Origin of the sequence: Rathayibacter sp. AY1B6 (genome assembly GCF_002932755.1) — a bacterium.
Lineage (GTDB): Bacteria > Actinomycetota > Actinomycetes > Actinomycetales > Microbacteriaceae > Rathayibacter.
Genome location: NZ_PSWL01000019.1, coordinates 55,652 through 76,029 on the forward strand (window position 1 = coordinate 55,652; position 20,378 = coordinate 76,029).

The window sequence follows — 20,378 nt, forward strand, 5'->3', positions numbered from 1 at the left end:
CGGTTCGTCGGTGGCGGCGCACGCCACGACGGGTGCGTCCCGACCCTCCTCCTCCGGCGACACGACGGTCCTCGATCCGTCCCGCCGTGCCTGGCTGCCGGGCCTGGCCCCCGGCCGGCACCGGCGTCCCGCCCCCGGCGCTCCGATGGCACCGCCCTCGCAGGGGCTCGTCCGCCTCAGCTTCGCGACCGGGCAGCACGCGATCGTGACCGGCAACGGCCTGATCGGACGCCAGCCGCTCCCGGACCCCAACGAGACGTTCCGGCACATCCTCGCGATCCCGGATCCGTCGCGATCCCTCTCCAAGACCCACCTCGAGTTCGGCTTCGACGAGGGCGGGCTCTGGGTCAGGGACCGCTGGTCGGCCAACGGGTCCGTGCTGGTCGCGCCGACCCAGGCGCCGCTCCCGCTCGAGGCCGGCCGCCGCTACCGCGCGAAGCTCGGCAGCCGGATCCTGCTCTCCTCCGTGGAGATGGCGGTCGAGCGCGTCGACGGGTCCGCCGGCGGCTCGGGACGCCCGCCCCTCACTCGCTGAGGGCACGGCCTCCGGGGACCGAATCGGCGGTCGACACGGCCTCCGGGTGCGGAATTCGTGACGATCATGTTTCCGGATGAGCGTTCTCCTCCGTTCGCCGTGACAGGCGGACGAGCGCTGTGCCAGTATTTCCCCACGTTCGGCCCCCGAGGCACGAGCCCCGACGCAGTCAGGAGCCCCCGCCATGACCCGTCCCCTCCCGAGGGATCCCGTCCTCCGCCGGGCCGTCGCCGCGGCACGCTCGCACGAGCGCGAGCGCCGGGCGGTCCTCTCGCGTCGGGCGGTCCTCGGCGGGATCGGCCTCGGAGCGGGTGCCCTCGCCCTGGCCGCCTGCGCCCCGCAGACCCGTGCCGCTCCGACCGCCGCCGCCGACGGATCGGCCGACGACCCGCGCCTGGTCTGGGACAACTGGCCCGCCTACATGGACGAGGACGACGACGGGAACTACCCCACGCTCCAGGGCTTCGAGGAGCAGACGGGCATCGCGGTGACCTACAACGTCGCCGTCGACGACAACAACTCCTACTACGGCAAGGTGAAGGACCAGCTCGCGCTCGGGCAGTACATCGGCGCCGACACGGTCTGCCTGACGGAGTGGATGGTCTCGCGCCTGGTCCGCCGCGGCTACGTGCAGGAGCTCGACCACGCGAACATCCCGAACATCGCCAACCTCACCCCCTCGCTGGCGAACCCCGACTTCGATCCGGGCCGTCGGCTCTCCCTCCCCTACCAGGCGGGGTTCTCGGGCATCTGCTGGAACAAGGAGAAGCTGCCGAACGGCCTCTCGAGCATCGAGGAGCTGTGGGATCCGTCGCTCCGCGGCCGCGTCGGCGTGCTGAGCGAGATGCGCGACACGATCGGGCTGATCATGCTCGCGCAGGGCACGGACATCGCCGGCTCCTGGGGCGACGACGAGTACATGAACGCGATCGACGTCTTCCGCGAGCAGGTCGACGCCGGTCAGATCCGCAACATCAAGGGGAACGCGTACCTCAACGACCTGCAGAACGAGGACACCCTCGCGGCGATCTGCTGGTCCGGCGACATCACCCTGATCAACGCCGAGGCGGGCGACAAGTGGGAGTTCGCCTTCCCCGACTCGGGCGGCGCACTCTGGAACGACACCTTCGTCGTCCCGATGGGCTCCGAGCGCAAGGCCAACGCCGAGGCCCTGATGAACTACTACTACGAGCCCGAGGTCGCCGCCGAGGTGGCCGCCTGGGTCAACTACATCACCCCCGTGGATGGAGCGAAGGACGTCATGGAGAGCATCGATCCGGAGCTGGCCGAGAACCAGCTGATCTTCCCCGATGAGGACACGCTCGCGCAGGCGCACGTGTTCCGGACCCTGACCGCCGCGGAGGAGAAGGAGTACCAGGCCGAGTTCCAGAAGGTGCTCCTGGGCATCTGATGGCGATCGGGACCTTCGCCGAGAGCGGCGCCGACCTCCAGCTGGTCGGGATCAGCAAGCAGTACCCCGGCTTCACCGCCATCGACTCCCTGGACCTCACCATCCCGGCGGGCTCCTTCTTCGCCCTGCTGGGCCCCTCGGGCTGCGGCAAGACGACGACGCTGCGGCTGGTCGCCGGGCTCGAGGAGCCCTCCGCCGGCCGGATCCTCATCGGCGGGCGGGACGTCACCGAGACGAAGACCTACCAGCGGCCCGTCAACACCGTGTTCCAGTCGTACGCGCTGTTCCCGCACATGTCGATCCTCGAGAACGTCGCCTTCGGCCTGAAGCGGCGGAGGATCGCCGACCCCGTCGGCAAAGCGCACGAGGCGCTCCGCCTGGTCGAGCTCGACCACCTCGCCCAGCGCCGCCCCGCGCAGCTCTCCGGTGGCCAGCAGCAGCGGGTCGCCCTCGCGCGCGCCCTCGTCAACCGGCCCGCACTGCTCCTGCTCGACGAGCCGCTCGGGGCCCTCGACCTCAAGCTCCGCCGGCAGATGCAGCTCGAGCTCAAGTCGATCCAGGAGGAGGTGGGCCTCACCTTCCTCCACGTCACGCACGACCAGGAGGAGGCCATGACGATGGCCGACACCGTCGCGGTGATGAACAAGGGCAGGATCGAGCAGATGGGCGCGCCGGAGGAGCTCTACGAGCTCCCGCGCACCGCGTTCGTCGCGAACTTCCTCGGCCAGTCCAACCTCTTCACGGGGGAGGTGGTCGGCAGCACCGACCGCGCGCTCACCGTCGACGCGGGCGGGCACCGGATCGTCGTGCCCGTCGCCCGCTGCGCCCGCACGAGCGGCGAGATCACCGTCGGCGTCCGCCCCGAGAAGCTCCTGCTGCTGACGCAGGAGCCGCCGGCGGACTCCGACCGGAACGTGCTCGGGCCCGGCCGCGTGGTCGACGTCTCCTTCAGCGGGGTCAGCACCCAGTACACGATCCGGATGCCGGGCCTGGGCCCGGTGGTCGTCTTCGCGCAGAACATGGTCTTCGGGCCGGTCGTCGGCGAGGGAGCGGAGGTGTGGGTCGGCTTCAGCACCGAGCACGGCTTCGGACTCGCGGACGAGCCGGGCTCGGTCGCGCGCTTCGAGGCGGACGACTCCACCAGCGCCATCGCCGTGCAGCGCCGGGGGCTCCTGGCCGGCCGCAGCGGGGGAGCGTAGGCATGGCCTTCGCCGCCTTCGCCACGGGGCAGGCGGATCCTCAGGACGCTCCGGTCCGCCGGCGGTCGACGATCGCGCTGGTCCTGCTGCTGCCGGGCATCGCCTACATGCTGCTGTTCTTCCTGGCACCGCTGATCTCACTCGTGCTCACGTCGTTCCAGGCCGAGGTGCCGGACGGGGACATCGGCGAGTACGCACCCGGGTTCGCCTGGCAGAACTACCTCGTGGTGATGGGCGACTACTGGCCGCACGTGCTCCGCTCCTTCGGCTACGCGCTGATCGCGACGGTGCTCGCGCTGGTGATCAGCTACCCGCTGGCCTACTTCATCGGCGTGAAGGCGCGGCCCTGGCCGCTGCTGCAGAACCTGCTCCTCACGCTGGTGATCGCGCCCTTCTTCATCAGCTTCCTGCTGCGGACGCTGGCATGGAAGCAGATCCTCGCGGACGAGAGCCCGCTCGTGCAGGCGCTCAAGGCCGTGGCGGTGCTGCCGAGCGACGGCCATCTCACGGGGACGCCGATCGCCGTGATCTTCGGCATCACCTACAACTTCATCCCGTTCATGACGCTGCCGCTGTACACGACGCTCGAACGCCTCGACGTGCGCTTCCTGGAGGCCGGGTCGGATCTCTACGCTCACCCCGCCTCCGTGTTCTGGAGCGTGACCGTCCCCCTGTCGATGCCGGGCATCGTCTCGGGCACCCTGCTGACGTTCATCCCCGCGGCGGGCGACTACATCAACGCGAGCCGGGACTTCCTCGGCTCGTCGCAGACCTCGATGGTGGGCAACGCGATCGAGGCGAACTTCCTCACGCTCGAGAACTACCCGGCGGCCGCCGCGCTCTCGATCGTGCTGATGGCCGTGATCCTGGTCATCGTCGGCTTCTACGTGAAGCGCAGTGGAACGGAGGACCTCCTGTGACCGCGACGGCCGACCGTCCGCTCGCGAGCGCCCAGGAGGCGCTCGGCGCGCCACCCCCCGCCCCGGTCCGGGGCCGCCGCCGCTTCCGGGGCCTCGGCCTCGGCGTCTACACGGCGCTGGCGCTGCTCTTCCTGCTCATCCCGATCGGGTACACCTTCGTCTTCTCCTTCAACGACTCCGGGAAGAGCAACCTCGCCTGGCGCGGTTTCACCCTCGACAAGTGGGTGTCGGCCTGGACCAGCGAGGAGGTGATGACCGCCTTCGGGAACAGCCTGCTGGTCGGGGTGATCGCCACCGTGCTGGCCACCGCGCTCGGCACCATGATCGCCATCGCCCTGGTGCGGTTCCGCTTCCGGTTCCGCTCGGCGATCAGCCTGCTGCTGTTCCTCCCCATGGCGACTCCGGAGGTGGTGCTCGGAGCCGGCCTCGCCGCGCAGTTCCTCAGCGTGGGCGCCGAGAAGGGACTGGTCACGATCGTGCTGGCGCACACGATGTTCTGCATCAGCTTCGTCGTGGTCACCGTGAAGGCGCGGGTGGCGAGCCTGGACCCGAAGCTGGAGGAGGCGGGACGAGACCTGTACGCGTCGCCGAACCAGGTCTTCTGGCGGATCACCTTCCCGCTGCTGCTGCCCGGCATCCTCGCCGCGGCGCTGCTCTCGTTCGCGCTGAGCTTCGACGACTTCATCATCACGAACTTCAACTCCGGATCGGTCACCACGTTCCCGAAGTACATCTACATCGCGGCGGCGCGCGGCATCCCGGCGGAGGCGAACGTCATCGCATCGGCGGTGTTCGTCCTGGCCATCCTCGTGGTGGTGGTCACGCAGGTCTCCGCGGCGGCCCGGGCGAAGCGGCTCGCGCGCGAGCAGTAGCGCGTGTGCCCGGGTCAGACGTAGGAGGCGCGGATCGCGCCGACCGGACGCCCGCCGCCCGAGACGACCGGGTTCAGCCGCACGAGCACCTCGTTCGCCGCGGTCCGGTCCACCGCGTCCGCCTCGACCAGGAGCTTCAGAGCGACCACCGTCGCTGCGCGCAGGCTCCCGTCGAGGATCTTCAGCGCCACCGTGGTGCCGTCGGGCGAGGCCATCACGAGCACGCCCTCGGCGCCGAGCTTGGCGACCAGGCCCAGGCGCTCGATCACGACGGTGTTGTCCCGGCCCGGGCCGTCGATCGCCCAGGCGTTCTCGAGGATCGCGGCCGTGAGGACGCCGGCCTGGCGGTAGAGGCCGAACGGGGAGGCGGGGGAGGAGGACACGATGCGCGAGACGCCCTTCGCCAGCGCGGTCAGAGGAAGGGCGTGCACGGGAGCGCCGCAGCCGTCGATCCCCGAGGCCACGATGCGCTCGCCGGTGAGGCGCTCGATCGTGTCGACGATGTGCTGCTGCAGCGGGTGCGTCCGCTCGAGGTAGTCCTCGGTGCTCCAGCCGTTCTGCACGCAGGCCAGCAGCATCGCCGCGTGCTTGCCCGAGCAGTTCATGTAGAGCGGGTCCGGAGTCGCGCCCGCCCGCAGAAGCTGAGCGCGGGTCCCCGAGTCGCCGGGCCAGTCGGCCGGGCACTGCAGGGCGGTGTGGTCCAGGCCGGCGCGGAAGAGCAGGTTCTGCACCAGGGCCACGTGCTGAGGGATTCCGGCATGGCTCGCGGTGGCGATGACCGCCTCCGCGCCGTTCAGCTCGACTCCGGCGGTCATCACCGCGAGGGCCTGGAACGGCTTGAGGCAGGAGCGCGGGAAGACGGGCGCCGTCGGGGTGCCGAGGCTGCGGGCGACGCGGCCCTCGGAGTCGAGGAGTACGGCGGAGCCGGCGTGGCGCGACTCGACGAACCCGGATCTCTCGACGACGGCCAGCTCGACGGACTCGGCGACGGTGAAGGTTCCTGCTGGCATCCCCCCATCCTGCCCGATGCGCCGACCGGTCCCGCGCTCCCGGGGACGCCGAAGGCCACCGAGGAGCGCCTCGGCGCCCGCGGTGGCCTTCGGGGATCGCGCCTAGAGGGTGGCGAACGCGTCGGCGATGACCGACACGGCGTCGTCGAGCAGCTCGTCGGTCAGGGCGAGGCTCGGCAGGAAGCGGACCACGTTGCCGTAGGTGCCGGCGCTCAGCACGAGGACACCGTGCTGAGCGGCGTAGTCGATGATCGCCTGGACCGCGGCGGCGTTCGGCTCCTTCGTGGTGCCGGCGGTGCCGGGCTGCACGAGCTCCATCGCCATCATCGCGCCGATGCCGCGGACGTCGCCGATGATGTCGTAGCGCTCCTGCAGGGCGCGCAGAGCCGCGCCCAGGCGCGCGCCGATCCGGTCGGCCTCGGCGAGGAGGCCCTCCCGCTCGATGCGCTCGAAGACCGCGACCGCAGCGGCGGCGGCGACGGGGTTCCCGCCGAAGGTGCCGCCGAGTCCGCCGGCCTGCGCCGAGTCCATGATCTCGGCCCGGCCGGTCACGCCGGCGAGCGGGAGGCCGCCGGCGATGCCCTTGGCCGACAGGACGAGGTCGGGGACGAGACCCAGGTGCTCGCTGGCGAACCAGGCGCCGGTGCGGGCCATGCCCGACTGGATCTCGTCGGCGACGAAGACGATGCCGTTGGCCGTGCACCACTCCTGGAGCGCCGGGAGGAAGCCCTCGGCGGGGACCATGAAGCCGCCCTCGCCCTGAATGGGTTCGGCGACGAGGCAGGCCAGGGCGGAGGCGCCGACGGTCTTCTCGAGGTACGAGACGGCGCGCTGGGCGGCCTCGGCTCCCGACAGGCCGTCGTGGTACGGGTACGAGCTCGGCGCGCGGTGGACATCGCCGGCGAAGGGCCCGAAGCCCAGGCCGTACGGCAGCGCCTTGAAGTTCATGGCCATCGTGAGGTTGGTGCGTCCGTGGTAGGCGTGGTCGAGCACCGCGACGCCGGGGCGGCCGGTGTGCTTGCGTGCGATCTTGACGGCGTTCTCGACCGCCTCCGCGCCGGAGTTGACCAGGACCGTCTTCTTCGCGAAGTCGCCCGGGGTGTGCTCGGCGAGCAGCTCCGCCACACGGATGTACGGCTCGTACGGAGTGACGGTGAAGAGGGTGTGCGTGAGGCGCGCGAGCTGCTCCGCGGCGGCCGCCACGACGGAGTCGTCGGTGTGCCCGATCGTCGTCACGCCGATGCCGGCGCCGAGGTCGATGAAGCTGTTGCCGTCGACGTCGACCAGGATCGCGCCGTGCGCGCGGTCGATGTAGACGGGGAGCGCGGTGCCGACGCCGGTGGGCACGACGGCGAGGCGGCGCTCGTGCAGGGCCCGGGATCGCGGCCCGGGGATCTCGGTCGCGACGCGCCGCTCCTGGGGGACTGCTGACGTGGGAACCTGGGGGGCGAGCGTGTCTGTCATGGTCCTCGGAGTCTACCCGCGGGGGTCCCGCGTCCAGAGGTCCAGACCGGCGCGACCGGCCTGATCCACCGCCGTCGAGGAGGAGCCCGATGAAGTCCGAGCACGAGTACGCGGTGTCCGTCGTCTGGGAGGGCGACCGGGGCACCGGCACGAGCGGCTACCGCGAGTACGGGCGCCAGCTGACCGTCACGGCGGAGGGCCCGGCGCCCATCCTCGCCTCGGCCGACACGCCCTTCCGGGGCGACGCGGACCGCTGGAACCCGGAGCAGCTGCTGCTCGCGGCGCTCGCGCAGTGCCACCTCCTCTCCTACCTGCACGTGGCCGTGAAGAACGGAGTCGTCGTCACCGGCTACACCGACGACGCGGTGGGCTCGATGCTGCAGGAGGGGGAGAGCGGCCGTTTCACCTCGGTGACCCTCCGGCCCCGTGTCACTGTCGCCGAGGAGTCGATGGTGGCGATCGCCCAGACGCTGCACGCCGAGGCCTCCCGGCTCTGCTTCATCGCGAACTCGGTGAACTTCCCCGTCGCCCACGAGCCGGAGGCGTCCGCGCGCTGAGGCTCAGCGGCGCTCGTGCGGAAGCGCCCGGCGGATGCGCTCGACCGTGGTCGTCGGCGGAGACTCGTTGTACGCTCCGGCGAGCTCCTGGCCCGAGAGCGCGTGGACGGCCGCCATCACCTCGTCGGTGGCGTGGCGTCGGGCGCGGCCGGAGTCGGCGGAGCCGTGCCGCGAGAGGTCCAGCGGAGCCCCGAAGCGGACCGTGATCCGGTGCAGGCGCGGCACCCGCGTGCCCACCGGCTGGAGCTCCTGCGTGCCGATGATGCCGACGGGGACCACCGGGGCGCCCGTGGTGAGGGCGAGCCACGCCACTCCGGTGCGGCCCTTGTAGAGGCGCCCGTCCCGCGAGCGGGTGCCCTCGGGGTAGACGGCGAACGCCTCGTCCCGCTCGAGGATCGCCCGGCCGAGGTCCAGCGCCTCCTGGGCGGCCTGGCCGGCGCCGCGCTCGACCGCCACGGCTCCGACGCTCGTGAAGAAGGCGCGGGAGAGGGCGCCCCGCACCCCGGTGCCCGTGAAGTAGTCCGACTTGGCCAGGAACTGCACCGGCCGCGGGGCGAGCAGCGTCAGCACCGGCGAGTCGATGAACGAGAGGTGGTTGGCGGCCAGGATCACGCGTCCCTCGGCCGGGACGTTGTCCCGACCTTCCACGATCGGCCGGTAGACCAGCCGGCCGACGCCGCCGATGGACAGGCGCGCCAGACGCGCGGAGAGGCCGATCCCCGGGGGAGTCGGCCTCTCGTGGTCGTCGTCGATCCGCATTCCGACGAAGCTACCGGGGCGTCCATGCCGCTCCGGTCATGCGGCGGCTCAGCCGAACGGGGCGAGCGCCTCCTCGATCACGGTCGCGGCGTCGTCGATCAGCTCCTCGCTGATGACCACGCTCGGCATGATCCGCAGCACACTGTCCCAGCTGCCCGCGTCGAGGACGATCACGCCGTTCGTGGTGGCGTGCTTCAGGATCGCGGTGAGCGCCTCCGGGTACTGCTTCTTCGTGCCCGGGTGGACGAGCTCGACGCCCCACATGGCGCCCTTGCCGCGGACCTCGCCGACGACTGCGAAGCGCTCGGCCCAGTCGCCGATCCGCGCCTGCAGCAGGCGCTCGACGCGCTTCGCCTCCTCGAGGAGGCCCTCGGACTCGATGGCCTCGAACGTCGCGAGCGCCGCCGCGGTCGAGACCGGGTTGCCGCCGAACGTGCCGCCGATGCCGCCGGGCTGCACGGCGTCCATGATCTCGGCGCGACCGGTGACGGCGGCGAGGGGGAAGCCTCCGGCGATGCCCTTGGCCGTCGTGATCAGGTCGGGGACCACGCCGTGGTGCTCGATCGAGTACCAGGTGCCGGTGCGGGCGATGCCGGCCTGGATCTCGTCCGCGACGAAGACGATGCCGTTCTCGGTGCAGAACTCGGACAGGCGGCGGAAGTAGCCCGGCGCCGGGATGATGATGCCGCCGTCGCCCTGGATCGGCTCGACGAAGAGCGCGGCCAGCTCCTGCGCGCCGATGTGGGTGGTGATGTAGTCGATGGTGCGCTCGGCCGCCTCCTCGCCCGTCATGCCCTCGGGGTCGCGGAACGGGTAGCTGATCGGGAGGCTGTAGATCTCTCCCGGGAAGGGGCCCATGCCCGCGCGCTCCGGCCAGGGGCGGTAGGTCATCGCCATCGTGAGGTTGGTGCGGCCGTGGAAGGCGTGGTCGAGCGTCGCGATGGCGCGGCGGCCGGTGAACTTCCGCGCGATCTTGACGGCGTTCTCGACCGCCTCCGCGCCGGAGTTGACGAGGATCGAGTGCTTCTCGAAGTCACCGGGGGTGATCTCGGCGAGCTTCTCGGCGACCCGGACGTAGTTCTCGTACGGAGTGACGGTGAAGAGGGTGTGCGTCAGCTTCTCGGCCTGCGCGGCCGCGGCCGCCGCGACCGCGGGGTGCGCGTGGCCGATGGTGGTCACTCCGATGCCGCAGCCGAGGTCGATCAGGCGGTTGCCGTCGACGTCGACCAGGACGGCGCCCGAGGCGTGGTCCATGTAGATGTTCGCGAGCGTCCCGGCGCCGCGGGAGACGCTGGCGACGCGGCGCTCCTGGAGGGCGACGGAGCGCGGGCCGGGGAGCTCGGTGACGAGCTCTCGGGACTGGGGGACCGAGAATTCACGCATGCTCCGATGGTAGGCCTGGACTGTTCGAGGACCCGCACCCAGCGCGTTGCGAGGCGCGCCGTGCAGGATGGAGGCGATCCCCGAACGTCCACCGGCCGCCGCCGGTCACGAAAGGTGCCCCTGTGCGCAGAACCCTCGCGATCCTCGCCGTCCTCGGCGCCTCCCTGAGCCTGGCGGCCTGCACCCCCGGGGAGCCGGGCGCGGCACCGTCCGCCTCCGCCACCCCGCTCGGCTGCGCGACCGAGGGCGACGCGACCGCCGCGGTGCAGACCAGCGGCGACTTCGCCACCAAGCCGGTCACCGTGTTCCCCAGCCCGGTCAGCGTGGACGCCACCGAGCGCTCCGTCGCGATCGAGGGCACCGGCGAGGAGGTCGCCGAGGGCGACACCGTGCTGGTCGACTACACGCTCTACAACGGGACGAGCGGTGCCGAGTTCTCGGCGAGCAGCTACGCGTCCGGTGGCCGCGCGGCCTTCGAGGTCGACACCGACCAGTACCTCGCGGGCCTCGTCAAGGCCGTCAACTGCGCGACCGTCGGCTCGCGCGTCGTCGCCGTCGTTCCCCCGGCCGACGCGTTCGGCGACGCCGGGCAGAGCCAGTTCGGCATCGCCGCGACCGACTCGATCGTCATGGTGATCGACGTCGAGCAGATCGTGCCGACCGCCGCGGACGGGGAACCGCAGCCTCCGGTCGACGGCCTGCCGACGGTGGCGCTCGCCGACGACGGAGCGCCGACCGTGACCATCCCCTCGACGGACCCGCCCGCCGACCTGCAGCTCGCCGTCCTCAAGAAGGGGAGCGGCGCGACCGTGGCCGACGGCGACCAGCTGATCGTGCAGTACCAGGGCGTGGTCTGGGGCACGGGCGAGGTGTTCGACCAGAGCTGGGGCAAGCCTGCTCCCGCCGCCTTCGGCACCGGCGACGTCATCGAGGGCTTCAAGGAGGCCGTGGTCGGCCAGACCGTCGGCTCGCAGGTGCTCGTCACCATCCCGCCGTCGAAGGGCTACGGCGACCAGGGCAACCAGAACGCGGGGATCAGCGGGACCGACACCCTCGTCTTCGTGGTCGACATCCTCGCCATCAGCTGACCGGGAGGCGCTCTGCACTCCGTGCCAGGATGGGCGGATGCGCAGGGTCATCATCCTCGGCTCGACCGGGTCCATCGGCACGCAGGCTCTCGACGTCATCGGCGCGAACCGCGAGCGGTTCGAGGTCGTCGGCCTGGCCGCCGGCTCGAACCGGGCGGCGGTCGCCGAGCAGGCGTCCGCCTTCGGAGTCGAGCACACGGCGTTCGGAGCGGAGGAGGCCGAGCAGCTGATCCGCTCGGTCGACGCGGACGTCGTGCTGAACGGCATCACCGGCTCGGTCGGCCTCGGCCCGACCCTCGCGGCGCTCGAGGAGGGCAGGACGCTCGCCCTCGCCAACAAGGAGTCGCTGATCGTCGGCGGCGAGCTCGTCACCTCGCTCGCCGCTCCCGGCCAGATCGTGCCGGTCGACTCCGAGCACTCCGCGATCGCCCAGGCCCTTCTCGCGGGCGAGCACCGGGAGGTCCGGCGCCTCGTGCTGACCGCGTCCGGCGGGCCGTTCCGGGGACGCGACCGCGCCTCCCTCCGCGACGTCACCCCGGCGCAGGCGCTCGCGCACCCGACCTGGGACATGGGCCTGGTCGTCACGACCAACTCCTCCACCCTGGTCAACAAGGGGCTCGAGGTGATCGAGGCGCACCTGCTCTTCGACGTCCCCTACGACCGGATCGACGTCACCGTGCACCCGCAGTCGGTGATCCACTCGATGGTCGAGTACGTCGACGGCTCCACGATCGCCCAGGCCTCGCCGCCGGACATGCGGCTCCCGATCTCGCTCGGCCTCGACTGGCCGCACCGCGTCGCCGGGGTCGGCGTCCCGCTGGACTGGACCCGCTCCCACTCCTGGACCTTCGAGCCGCTGGACGAGGAGGCGTTCCCCTCGGTCCGGCTCGCGAAGCGCGTCGGCGAGGCGGGCGCCTCCTACCCGGCCGTCTTCAACGCCGCGAACGAGCAGGCCGTGCAGGCGTTCCACGCCGGGCGGATCGGCTACCTCGACATCCTCGAGACGGTCGAGGCGGTGGTCGATGCGCACACCGTCGACGGCGCGCTGACCCGCGAGTCGCTGGCCGCCGCCGAGGACTGGGCGCGCCGCGCGGCGGACGAGCGGATCGCCGTCGTCTGACCAGAGGTCGCCCGGACGGGCTCCGCCTCCGCGGATCCGTCTCGGCCGACGTCGCGCCGCTGATCCGCTCGGGCGCGGAGTTCATCGGATCCGTGCAGGCGGACCCCAGCGTGGACGGGCGGCCCCGGCCTACAGTGTGTCGGTGGAATCCGTGCTGCTCTTCGTCCTCGGCGTCGTCATCATCGCCGTCGGCGTCGCCCTCTCGATCGCGCTGCACGAGGTGGGGCACCTGCTCCCCGCCAAGCTGTTCGGGGTCAAGGTCACGCAGTACATGATCGGCTTCGGGCCGACGATCTTCTCCCGGCGCCGCGGCGAGACCGAGTACGGCGTCAAGGCGATCCCGCTCGGCGGCTACATCGCCATGATCGGCATGTACCCGCCGAAGCACCCGGGGGACCGGCCCACGGAGTCGAGCACCGGCTTCTTCAACGGCCTGGCGTCCTCCGAGGCCCAGCTCGAGGAGCCCAAGCGCGGCGCCTACGCCACGATGATCGACGAGGCCCGCGCCGCGAGCGCCGAGACGATCGGCGAGGGCGAGGACCACCGCGCGTTCTACCGGCTCGCCGTGTGGAAGCGCGTGATCGTCATGGCCGGAGGTCCCTTCATGAACCTCGTGATCGCCACGGTCCTCTTCACCGTCCTCCTCTGCGGCATCGGGATCCCGCAGAGCACCAGCACCCTCGCCGCGGTCTCGCAGTGCGTGGTCCCGGAGTCGCAGCGCGCGACCGCGACCTGCACCGCCGACGACCCGCTGGCACCCGGAGCCGCGGCGGGCCTGCTGCCCGGCGACACGATCACGGCCATCGACGGCACTCCGGTGAGCACCTGGAACGACCTGACTCCGATCATCCAGCGCTCCGCGGGCGTCCCGCTCAGCGTGTCCGTCCAGCGCGACGGCGCCCCGCTGACCCTCACGATCACCCCCGCCGAGAACGAGGTCGCGGTGACCGACGCGAACGGTGCCCCCGTCACCGACGCCTCCGGTGCGATCGAGACGCAGACGGTCGGCTTCATCGGCATCTCGCCCACGTCGGCCCTCGCACAGCAGCCGATCACCGCGGTGCCCGAGACGGTCTGGTCGAACATCACGAGCGTCGCCCACGTCATCCTCAACCTGCCGCAGCGCCTCATCGACGTCGCCCAGGCGGCGTTCGGCTCGGAGGCGCGCGACGCCAACGGTCCGATCAGCGTCGTCGGAGTCGGCCGGATCGCGGGCGAGATCGCCGCCTCCGACCAGCTCCCCGTCGTGTCGAAGGTGCAGACGATGGTCGGCGTCCTCGCCTCGCTCAACATCGCCCTCCTCGTCTTCAACCTGGTGCCGCTGCTCCCCATGGACGGCGGCCACATCGCCGGCGCTCTCTGGGAGGGCCTGCGCCGCCGGATCGCCAAGCTCTTCGGCCGCCGCGACCCCGGCCCCGTCGACATCGCCCGCCTGCTGCCGCTGACCTACGTCGTCGTGCTCGTGCTCGGCGGAATGAGCGCCCTGCTGATCTACGCCGACATCGTCAAGCCGATCACGCTGTTCTGAGCCGTATCCACGCCGGTGCCCGACCGGCGTGGCGCGGTCGGCGCTGCTGGTGGGCGCTGAGGGCGGGCGCTGCGGGGTGAGCTCTGCGGGGTGAGTGCGTGGGAGGGCTGGGATGCCGGCGGCTGGGGCGGATCGCTGAGAGGTTCTTCACCCGACGGCCTCGGGTGCGTGCGCGGTGAGACGCGGTGGTGCGCGGACGGGTGGCGGGTGCGGTCGTGCCGTTCCGGTGCGATCTGCAGGGGATCCGGGGGATGCGCTGCGGACGGACTGCCGTGGGAGCGCTTTCCCGGGTGAGGGGCCTGCAGATGGTACGGATGCCTGGAGATCGCACGAGGGCCTGCAGATGGTGCGGACCGCCGGTCAGGTCACGGGCGTCCTCTTCCGGTGCGGTGTGCAGGGGATCCGGGGGGTGCGTGACGGACGGACTGGTGTGGAAGCGCTTTCCGGGGTGACTGGCCTGCAGATGGTACGGATGCCTGCAGATGGCACGCGGGCCTGCAGATCGCACGGGGGCCTGCAGATCGCACGTCGGCCTGCAGATCGCACGCGGCGGCGCGCGGGCGGAGCCCCGGGCGAGGGGCGGCGGCTGGGAAGACGCGGCGAGCGGACGAGGGGTCCCGCGGCGCGCGTACGATGGGGCGCGTGCCAGCAGTGAATCTGGGTCTTCCCAAGGTCCCCATGACCCTCGCCCCCCGCCGCAAGTCCCGCCAGATCAAGGTGGGCAAGGTGCTCGTGGGCGGTGACGCGCAGGTCAGCGTCCAGTCGATGTGCACCACGCCGACGACGAACATCAACGCGACCCTCCAGCAGATCGCCGAGCTCACCGCGTCCGGGTGTGACATCGTCCGCGTCGCGGTCCCGAGCCGCGACGACGCGGAGGCGCTGCCGATCATCGCGAAGAAGAGCCAGATCCCGGTCATCGCCGACATCCACTTCCAGCCGAACTACGTCTACGCCGCGATCGACGCCGGTTGCGCCGCGGTCCGCGTGAACCCGGGCAACATCCGCAAGTTCGACGACCAGGTCGGCAAGATCGCCGCCGCCGCGAAGGCCGCCGGCGTCTCGATCCGCATCGGCGTGAACGCCGGCTCGCTCGAGCCGAGCATCCTGCAGAAGTACGGCAAGCCCACCCCCGAGGCCCTCGTCGAGAGCGCCGTCTGGGAGGCCAGCCTCTTCGAGGAGCACGACTTCCACGACTTCAAGATCTCGGTCAAGCACAACGACCCCGTCGTCATGGTGAAGGCGTACCGCCAGCTCGCCGAGCGCGGCGACTGGCCCCTCCACCTCGGCGTCACCGAGGCGGGCCCCGAGTTCCAGGGGACCATCAAGTCCGCCACCGCCTTCGGCATCCTGCTCGGCGAGGGCATCGGCGACACCATCCGCGTGTCCCTCTCGGCCCCGCCCGCGCAGGAGGTCAAGGTCGGCCTGCAGATCCTGCAGTCGCTGAACCTCCGCGAGCGCAAGCTCGAGATCGTCTCCTGCCCCAGCTGCGGCCGCGCGCAGGTCGACGTCTACACGCTCGCCAACGACGTCACCGCCGGCCTCGAGGGCATGAGCGTCCCGCTGCGCGTCGCCGTCATGGGCTGCGTCGTCAACGGACCCGGCGAGGCCCGCGAGGCCGACCTGGGCGTCGCCTCCGGCAACGGCAAGGGCCAGATCTTCGTCAAGGGCGAGGTCATCAAGACCGTCCCCGAGGCCGAGATCGTCCAGACCCTCATCGAGGAGGCCAACCGCCTGGCCGCCGAGATGCCGGCCGACGACACCTCGACCGGGGCCCCGGTCGTCACCGTCGGCGCGAACTGAGACGGTGCGGGGCGGATCGACGTGGTCCGCCCCGCACTGCGCCTCGCGCTCGTGGTCGTCGCCGCCGCGCTCCTCGCCTCCGGTGTCGCCGCGCTCCGCAGCGGCCCGTCGTCCGAGGCCGGCGAGTGCATCGACAGCCGCACCCCGCAGGACCCCTTCGGCTGCGACCGCTGGGTGCTGACCGCGGCCGAGGGGGAGACCCCGTACACGGCGTGGGTCGAGGACGCCCGTGTCCGCCTCCGCTCCGAGAGCGTCGGGGGTGCGCCGACCCTGGTCGTCGGCACCGGCTGCCTCGTGGTCAGCGCCGCCTACCGGATCGACGGCGGTGTTCTGGTCCCCGGCGACGAGGTGACCGGATCCGACACCTGCTCCGACACGCCGAGCCCCGAGGCCATCCGGCTCCGGGCGCTCCTCTCCGGCCCGATGACGATCGGCGGCACCCCCGACGACGTGCTGCTGGACGGCACGGGCGGAGCCGTCGTCTTCTCGCGGATCCCGGACTGAGGCTCCCGGCGCCCTCGCGAGCCGGGGGAGCGCAGCGGATAGGATCGTCCCTCGTGGTCACCCGTCTCTCGCATCTGTTCGTCCGCACGCTCCGGGAGGACCCCGCCGACGCCGAGGTCGCGGGCCACCGCCTCCTCGTCCGCGCGGGCTACATCCGCCGTCAGGCGCCCGGCGTCTTCGCCTGGCTGCCGCTGGGCCTGCGCGTCAAGCGCCGCATCGAGCGGATCATCCACGAGGAGATGGAGGCGGCCGGCGCCCAGGAGGTGCACTTCCCCGCGCTCCTGCCCCGCGAGCCCTACGAACTCTCGGGCCGCTGGACCGAGTACGGCGACGGCGTGTTCCGCCTGAAGGACCGCAAGGACGCCGACTACATGCTGGCTCCCACGCACGAGGAGTTCTTCACGCTGCTCGTGAAGGACCTCTACTCCTCCTACAAGGACCTGCCCCTGTCGATCTACCAGATCCAGGACAAGTACCGGGACGAGGCGCGGCCCCGCGCGGGCCTCCTGCGCGGCCGCGAGTTCACGATGAAGGACGCCTACTCCTTCGACTACACCGACGCCGGGCTCGATGCGAGCTACCAGCGCCAGCGCGACGCCTACGAGCGGATCTTCGCGCGCCTGGGCCTGGAGTACGTGATCGTGCAGGCCGACGCCGGAGCGATGGGCGGCTCCCGGAGCGAGGAGTTCCTGCACCCCACCCCCGTCGGCGAGGACACCTTCGTCCGGTCGGCGGGAGGGTACGCGGCGAACGTCGAGGCCTACCGCACGCCCGTCCCCGCAGCGCTGCCCGTCGAGGGCCTGCCGGAGGCGCGCGTCTTCGACTCGCCCGACACCCCGACCATCCAGACCCTGGTCGACCTGGCGAACGCGACGCAGCCCCGCCCCGACGGCCGCGCGTGGACCGCCGCGGACACGCTGAAGAACGTCGTCCTCGCGCTCACCGCGCTCGACGGCACCCGCGAGCTCGTGATCGTCGGCCTGCCCGGCGACCGCGACGTCGACCTCAAGCGCGCCGAGGTGGCCTTCGCCCCGGCCGAGGTCGAGGCCGCGACCGCGGAGGACTTCGCGAAGCACCCCGGACTGGTCAAGGGCTACATCGGCCCCTGGTCGGCCGAGGGAGCCGTCCTGGGCGAGGAGTCCGCGACCGGCGTCCGCTACCTGCTCGACCCGCGCGTGATCGACGGCACCGCCTGGATCACCGGGGCCAACGTCTCCGGGCAGCACGTCCTCGACCTGGTCGCCGGCCGCGACTTCCACGGCGACGCCACCGTCGAGGTCGCGGACGTCCGCACGGGCGACGAGGCGCCCGACGGCTCGGGCCCGATCGAGACCGCCCGCGGCATGGAGATCGGCCACGTCTTCCAGCTCGGCCGCAAGTACGCCGACGTCCTCGGGCTGAAGGTCCTCGACGAGAACGGGAAGCTCGTCACCGTCACGATGGGCTCCTACGGCATCGGCGTGACCCGCATCCTCGCCATCATCGCCGAGGCCACCCACGACGACCGCGGACTGCTCTGGCCCGCGAACGTCGCGCCGTTCGACGTGCACGTGATCGCGACCGGCAAGGACGCGGCGGCTCTCGAGCTCGCCGAGTCGGTCGGCGCCTCCCTCGAGGCCGCCGGCCGCGACGTGCTCGTCGACGACCGCCCGAAGGTCTCGCCCGGCGTGAAGTTCGGCGACGCCGAGCTGATCGGCGTGCCCGTGATCGTCATCGCCGGGCGTGGAGCGGCCGACGGGATCGTCGAGCTGTGGGACCGCCGGTCCGGCGAGCGCGAGCAGCTCCCGGTCGCCGACGCGCTCGCCCGGCTGGGCGCCTAGACCCGACACGCCGAGGGCCCCGCCACCGCTTCCCGCGGCAGGCGGGGCCCTTTCCGCGTCGGCAGGATCCGCGGGTGGAACCCCGGGCCGCGTCGGGTACCCTTGAGGGCTGATCCGGGTGAGAGCCCGACAGGCGAACGATCGCGGTCACCACCGCGGCATCCAAGTGAATAGAGAGAAAGGCCCGCCCGTGGACATCGACCTGAGCGTTCTGCGACTCATGGAGCGCGAGCGCGAGATCCCCTTCGAGGAACTCGTGCAGATCATCGAGCAGGCGATCCTGACCGCCTACCTCAAGCACATCGGCCAGGCCGACGACGCCGACAAGGCCACCGCCGTCGACGCGCGCGTGCACCTCGACCGCAAGACCGGTCACGTCTCGGTCTTCGTGCCCGAGCTCGACGAGGAGGGCGCCGTCGTGGGCGAGGCCGAGGACTCCCCGCGCGACTTCGGCCGCATCGCCGCCTTCGCCGCGAAGCAGGTCATCAACCAGCGCCTGCGCGACATCGCCGACGAGCACGTGCTCGGCGAGTTCAAGGGCCGCGAGGGCGACATCGTCGCCGGCGTCATCCAGCAGGGCCCCAACCCGCGGATGATCCACGTGGACCTCGGCTCCATCGAGGCGATCCTCTCGCCCGAGGAGCAGGTGCCCGGCGAGGACTACAGTCACGGCCGCCGCATCCGCGTCTACGTCACGAGCGTCGGCCGCGGACCCAAGGGCCCGTCGGTCCAGGTGTCCCGCACCCACCCGTCGCTGGTGCGCAAGCTGTTCGCACTCGAGGTCCCCGAGATCGCGTCCGGCGTGGTGGAGATCGTCTCCCTCGCCCGCGAGGCCGGCCACCGCACCAAGATCGCGGTGCGCGCGACCGAGCCCGGCGTGAACGCCAAGGGCGCCTGCATCGGCGAGCTCGGCCAGCGCGTGCGCGCGGTGACCGCCGAGCTCAACAACGAGAAGATCGACATCGTCGACTACTCCTCCGACCTGCCGACCTTCGTCGCCAGCGCGCTCTCGCCCGCCAAGGTGACCAGCGCGTTCGTGATCGACCAGAGCCTGAAGGCCGTCCGGGCGCTCGTCCCCGACTACCAGCTCTCGCTCGCCATCGGCAAGGAGGGCCAGAACGCCCGCCTCGCCGCCAAGCTGACCGGCGCGAAGATCGACATCCAGCCCGATTCGGTGATGGACGGGGAGTGATCCCCGAGCATCGGCCGTGCGGGGGAGCGGTCCCGGAGGGGAGGGAGTAGAGTGGAAGCCGTCAGAACGTGCGTCGGCTGCCGTCTGCGCGCCCCCCGGGCCTCTCTTCTGAGGCTGGTCCTCCACTCGAACGTCCTCGCGGTAGACCCGCGTGCCGTTCGTCCTGGTCGGGGGGCGTGGCTCCACGACACAGCCGACTGCTACGAGCTCGCGGTCAAGCGCCGCGCGTTCGGAAGAGCGTTCCGGACACGCGAGAGCGTGGACGCGAGCGAGCTGGAGCAGTACGTCGCACGATCCGACCGGCTCGGCCCCTCAACCGGAGGGCCCGGAGCAGCGCACGATCACACCATAGAGAACAGGCAGAACGGCCCGTGAACTGATCATGAGCGAAGACTGATGAGCGGCTCGAAATGAGACCCGTCCGTTCGTGACGCCTGCCCCCGTCTTGGGTGCAGGCCCAAGACAGGAGAGAAGTGGCAAAACCACGCGTACACGAGATCGCATCCGAACTGGGTGTCGATAGCAAGGTCGCACTTGCGAAGTTGAAGGAGCTCGGCGAGTTCGTCAAGGGCCCGTCCTCGAGCATCGAACCCCCGGTGGCGCGCAAGCTCCGCCAGGCCCTCCAGGGCCAGGGCGGATCCACCGCGGGAACGTCGGCGACCCCGGCCGCCCCCGCCGCCGGAGCCCGTTCCGGAGCCCCGCGCCCCTCCGGCGCCCGTCCGTCCGCGCCGACGCCCGGCCCGGCCAAGCCGCCCGCTCCGGCGCCGGCACCGCCGATGTCGGTCGCCGAGCGCCAGGCCCAGGCTCAGGCAGCCCAGGAGGCTGCGGCCGCTCAGCGCGCCCAGGCCGCCAAGGACGCGCCCGCTGAGGCCGCCGCTCCGGCTCCGACCGAGGCCCCCGCGGCTCCGGCCGCCGCCGAGAAGCCGGCGTCCGGCCCGACCCCCGGCGGACCCAAGCCCGTGACCCCGCGTCCGGCTCCCGCCGCGAGCACCCCGCGCCCCGGCGGCGCCTCGGGCGGCTCCAACCGTCCCGGCGGCACCCCGCGCCCGGGCAACAACCCGTTCGCCAGCAACCAGGGCATGGGACAGCGTCCGGCCGCCCCGCGCCCCGGCAACAACCCCTTCGCCAGCTCGCAGGGCATGGGGTCGCGTCCGACCCCGGGCAACATCCCCCGACCTGCAGCTCCGCGTCCCGGCACGCCCCGACCCGGCGG

The 20,378-nt window shown here is 71.8% G+C and carries 19 protein-coding genes; 15 read left to right on the plus strand and 4 right to left on the minus strand.

Going from position 1 to position 20,378, the window contains the following annotated elements; genetic code table 11:
- Positions 1-10: 10 nt before the first annotated feature.
- The 5 genes from C5D08_RS11415 (at position 11) to C5D08_RS11435 (ending at position 4,937) form a co-directional block, all read left to right on the plus strand.
- Positions 11-535: a hypothetical protein gene (locus tag C5D08_RS11415; protein WP_104223034.1), complete on the plus strand. Its 525-nt coding sequence runs from the start codon at positions 11-13 to the stop codon at positions 533-535.
- 184 nt (positions 536-719) lie between these two features.
- On the plus strand, positions 720-1,946 hold the full coding sequence (locus C5D08_RS11420) for a PotD/PotF family extracellular solute-binding protein (protein ID WP_104277130.1): 1,227 nt from the start codon (positions 720-722) through the stop codon (positions 1,944-1,946).
- On the plus strand, positions 1,946-3,145 hold the full coding sequence (locus C5D08_RS11425) for an ABC transporter ATP-binding protein (RefSeq protein WP_104277131.1): 1,200 nt from the start codon (positions 1,946-1,948) through the stop codon (positions 3,143-3,145). Before C5D08_RS11420 ends, C5D08_RS11425 begins: the two co-directional genes overlap by 1 nt.
- A gap of 2 nt (positions 3,146-3,147) precedes the next feature.
- Positions 3,148-4,065 carry an ABC transporter permease gene (locus tag C5D08_RS11430; protein WP_104223037.1) on the plus strand — a complete coding sequence of 306 codons (918 nt, stop codon included), beginning with the start codon at positions 3,148-3,150 and terminating at the stop codon, positions 4,063-4,065.
- A 116-nt stretch (positions 4,066-4,181) separates the two neighbouring features.
- A complete protein-coding gene (locus C5D08_RS11435; protein ID WP_258064999.1) occupies positions 4,182-4,937 on the plus strand; it encodes an ABC transporter permease in 756 nt (251 codons plus the stop codon).
- Between the two features lie 14 nt (positions 4,938-4,951).
- On the opposite strand, the gene C5D08_RS11440 is transcribed toward C5D08_RS11435, so the two are convergent.
- Together C5D08_RS11440 and gabT are read right to left on the minus strand one after the other, a co-directional pair.
- Positions 4,952-5,947: an asparaginase gene (locus C5D08_RS11440; protein WP_104277133.1), complete on the minus strand. Its 996-nt coding sequence runs from the start codon at positions 5,945-5,947 to the stop codon at positions 4,952-4,954.
- Between the two features lie 102 nt (positions 5,948-6,049).
- Complete coding sequence (gabT, locus tag C5D08_RS11445; protein WP_104277134.1) at positions 6,050-7,411, minus strand: 4-aminobutyrate--2-oxoglutarate transaminase; 1,362 nt, start codon at positions 7,409-7,411, stop codon at positions 6,050-6,052.
- 89 nt (positions 7,412-7,500) lie between these two features.
- On the opposite strand from gabT, the gene C5D08_RS11450 reads away from it, so the two are divergent.
- Positions 7,501-7,968 carry an OsmC family protein gene (locus tag C5D08_RS11450; RefSeq protein ID WP_104223041.1) on the plus strand — a complete coding sequence of 156 codons (468 nt, stop codon included), beginning with the start codon at positions 7,501-7,503 and terminating at the stop codon, positions 7,966-7,968.
- A 3-nt stretch (positions 7,969-7,971) separates the two neighbouring features.
- On the opposite strand, the gene C5D08_RS11455 is transcribed toward C5D08_RS11450, so the two are convergent.
- Together C5D08_RS11455 and C5D08_RS11460 are read right to left on the minus strand one after the other, a co-directional pair.
- Positions 7,972-8,727: a 1-acyl-sn-glycerol-3-phosphate acyltransferase gene (locus C5D08_RS11455; protein WP_104277135.1), complete on the minus strand. Its 756-nt coding sequence runs from the start codon at positions 8,725-8,727 to the stop codon at positions 7,972-7,974.
- 48 nt (positions 8,728-8,775) lie between these two features.
- Positions 8,776-10,110: an aminotransferase class III-fold pyridoxal phosphate-dependent enzyme gene (locus C5D08_RS11460; protein WP_104277136.1), complete on the minus strand. Its 1,335-nt coding sequence runs from the start codon at positions 10,108-10,110 to the stop codon at positions 8,776-8,778.
- A 122-nt stretch (positions 10,111-10,232) separates the two neighbouring features.
- Here C5D08_RS11460 and C5D08_RS11465 point away from each other — a divergent pair, with 122 nt between their 5' ends.
- The 9 genes from C5D08_RS11465 to C5D08_RS11505 form a co-directional block, all read left to right on the plus strand.
- Positions 10,233-11,198 carry an FKBP-type peptidyl-prolyl cis-trans isomerase gene (locus C5D08_RS11465; RefSeq protein ID WP_104277137.1) on the plus strand — a complete coding sequence of 322 codons (966 nt, stop codon included), beginning with the start codon at positions 10,233-10,235 and terminating at the stop codon, positions 11,196-11,198.
- Between the two features lie 37 nt (positions 11,199-11,235).
- Complete coding sequence (locus tag C5D08_RS11470) at positions 11,236-12,318, plus strand: 1-deoxy-D-xylulose-5-phosphate reductoisomerase (RefSeq protein WP_104277138.1); 1,083 nt, start codon at positions 11,236-11,238, stop codon at positions 12,316-12,318.
- 151 nt (positions 12,319-12,469) lie between these two features.
- Positions 12,470-13,846, plus strand: coding sequence for an RIP metalloprotease (locus tag C5D08_RS11475; protein ID WP_104277145.1), 1,377 nt, complete (start codon positions 12,470-12,472; stop codon positions 13,844-13,846).
- A gap of 642 nt (positions 13,847-14,488) precedes the next feature.
- Entirely contained in the window at positions 14,489-15,649 is a 1,161-nt protein-coding gene (gene ispG, locus C5D08_RS11480) for a flavodoxin-dependent (E)-4-hydroxy-3-methylbut-2-enyl-diphosphate synthase (protein ID WP_173244694.1), read from the plus strand.
- Between the two features lie 21 nt (positions 15,650-15,670).
- A complete protein-coding gene (locus C5D08_RS11485) occupies positions 15,671-16,153 on the plus strand; it encodes a hypothetical protein (protein WP_104277139.1) in 483 nt (160 codons plus the stop codon).
- Between the two features lie 53 nt (positions 16,154-16,206).
- On the plus strand, positions 16,207-17,973 hold the full coding sequence (locus C5D08_RS11490) for a proline--tRNA ligase (protein WP_104277140.1): 1,767 nt from the start codon (positions 16,207-16,209) through the stop codon (positions 17,971-17,973).
- 190 nt (positions 17,974-18,163) lie between these two features.
- Positions 18,164-19,165 (plus strand): transcription termination factor NusA, encoded by a 1,002-nt coding sequence (gene nusA / locus C5D08_RS11495; RefSeq protein WP_104225180.1) that lies wholly within the window; start codon positions 18,164-18,166, stop codon positions 19,163-19,165.
- A 51-nt stretch (positions 19,166-19,216) separates the two neighbouring features.
- On the plus strand, positions 19,217-19,540 hold the full coding sequence (locus C5D08_RS11500) for a YlxR family protein (protein WP_104277141.1): 324 nt from the start codon (positions 19,217-19,219) through the stop codon (positions 19,538-19,540).
- A gap of 98 nt (positions 19,541-19,638) precedes the next feature.
- The coding region (locus C5D08_RS11505) for a translation initiation factor IF-2 N-terminal domain-containing protein (RefSeq protein ID WP_181126234.1) at positions 19,639-20,378 on the plus strand (740 nt) is incomplete at its 3' end.

Excerpts from the sequence above, each read along its gene's own strand:
- C5D08_RS11420 (WP_104277130.1), top strand. The coding sequence starts at position 720 with ATGACCCGTCCCCTCCCGAGGGATCCCGTCCTCCGCCGGGCCGTCGCC.
- C5D08_RS11425 (WP_104277131.1), top strand. The coding sequence starts at position 1,946 with ATGGCGATCGGGACCTTCGCCGAGAGCGGCGCCGACCTCCAGCTGGTC.
- C5D08_RS11430 (WP_104223037.1), top strand. The coding sequence starts at position 3,148 with ATGGCCTTCGCCGCCTTCGCCACGGGGCAGGCGGATCCTCAGGACGCT.
- C5D08_RS11440 (WP_104277133.1), bottom strand. The coding sequence starts at position 5,947 with ATGCCAGCAGGAACCTTCACCGTCGCCGAGTCCGTCGAGCTGGCCGTC.
- gabT (WP_104277134.1), bottom strand. The coding sequence starts at position 7,411 with ATGACAGACACGCTCGCCCCCCAGGTTCCCACGTCAGCAGTCCCCCAG.
- C5D08_RS11450 (WP_104223041.1), top strand. The coding sequence starts at position 7,501 with ATGAAGTCCGAGCACGAGTACGCGGTGTCCGTCGTCTGGGAGGGCGAC.
- C5D08_RS11455 (WP_104277135.1), bottom strand. The coding sequence starts at position 8,727 with ATGCGGATCGACGACGACCACGAGAGGCCGACTCCCCCGGGGATCGGC.
- C5D08_RS11460 (WP_104277136.1), bottom strand. The coding sequence starts at position 10,110 with ATGCGTGAATTCTCGGTCCCCCAGTCCCGAGAGCTCGTCACCGAGCTC.
- C5D08_RS11470 (WP_104277138.1), top strand. The coding sequence starts at position 11,236 with ATGCGCAGGGTCATCATCCTCGGCTCGACCGGGTCCATCGGCACGCAG.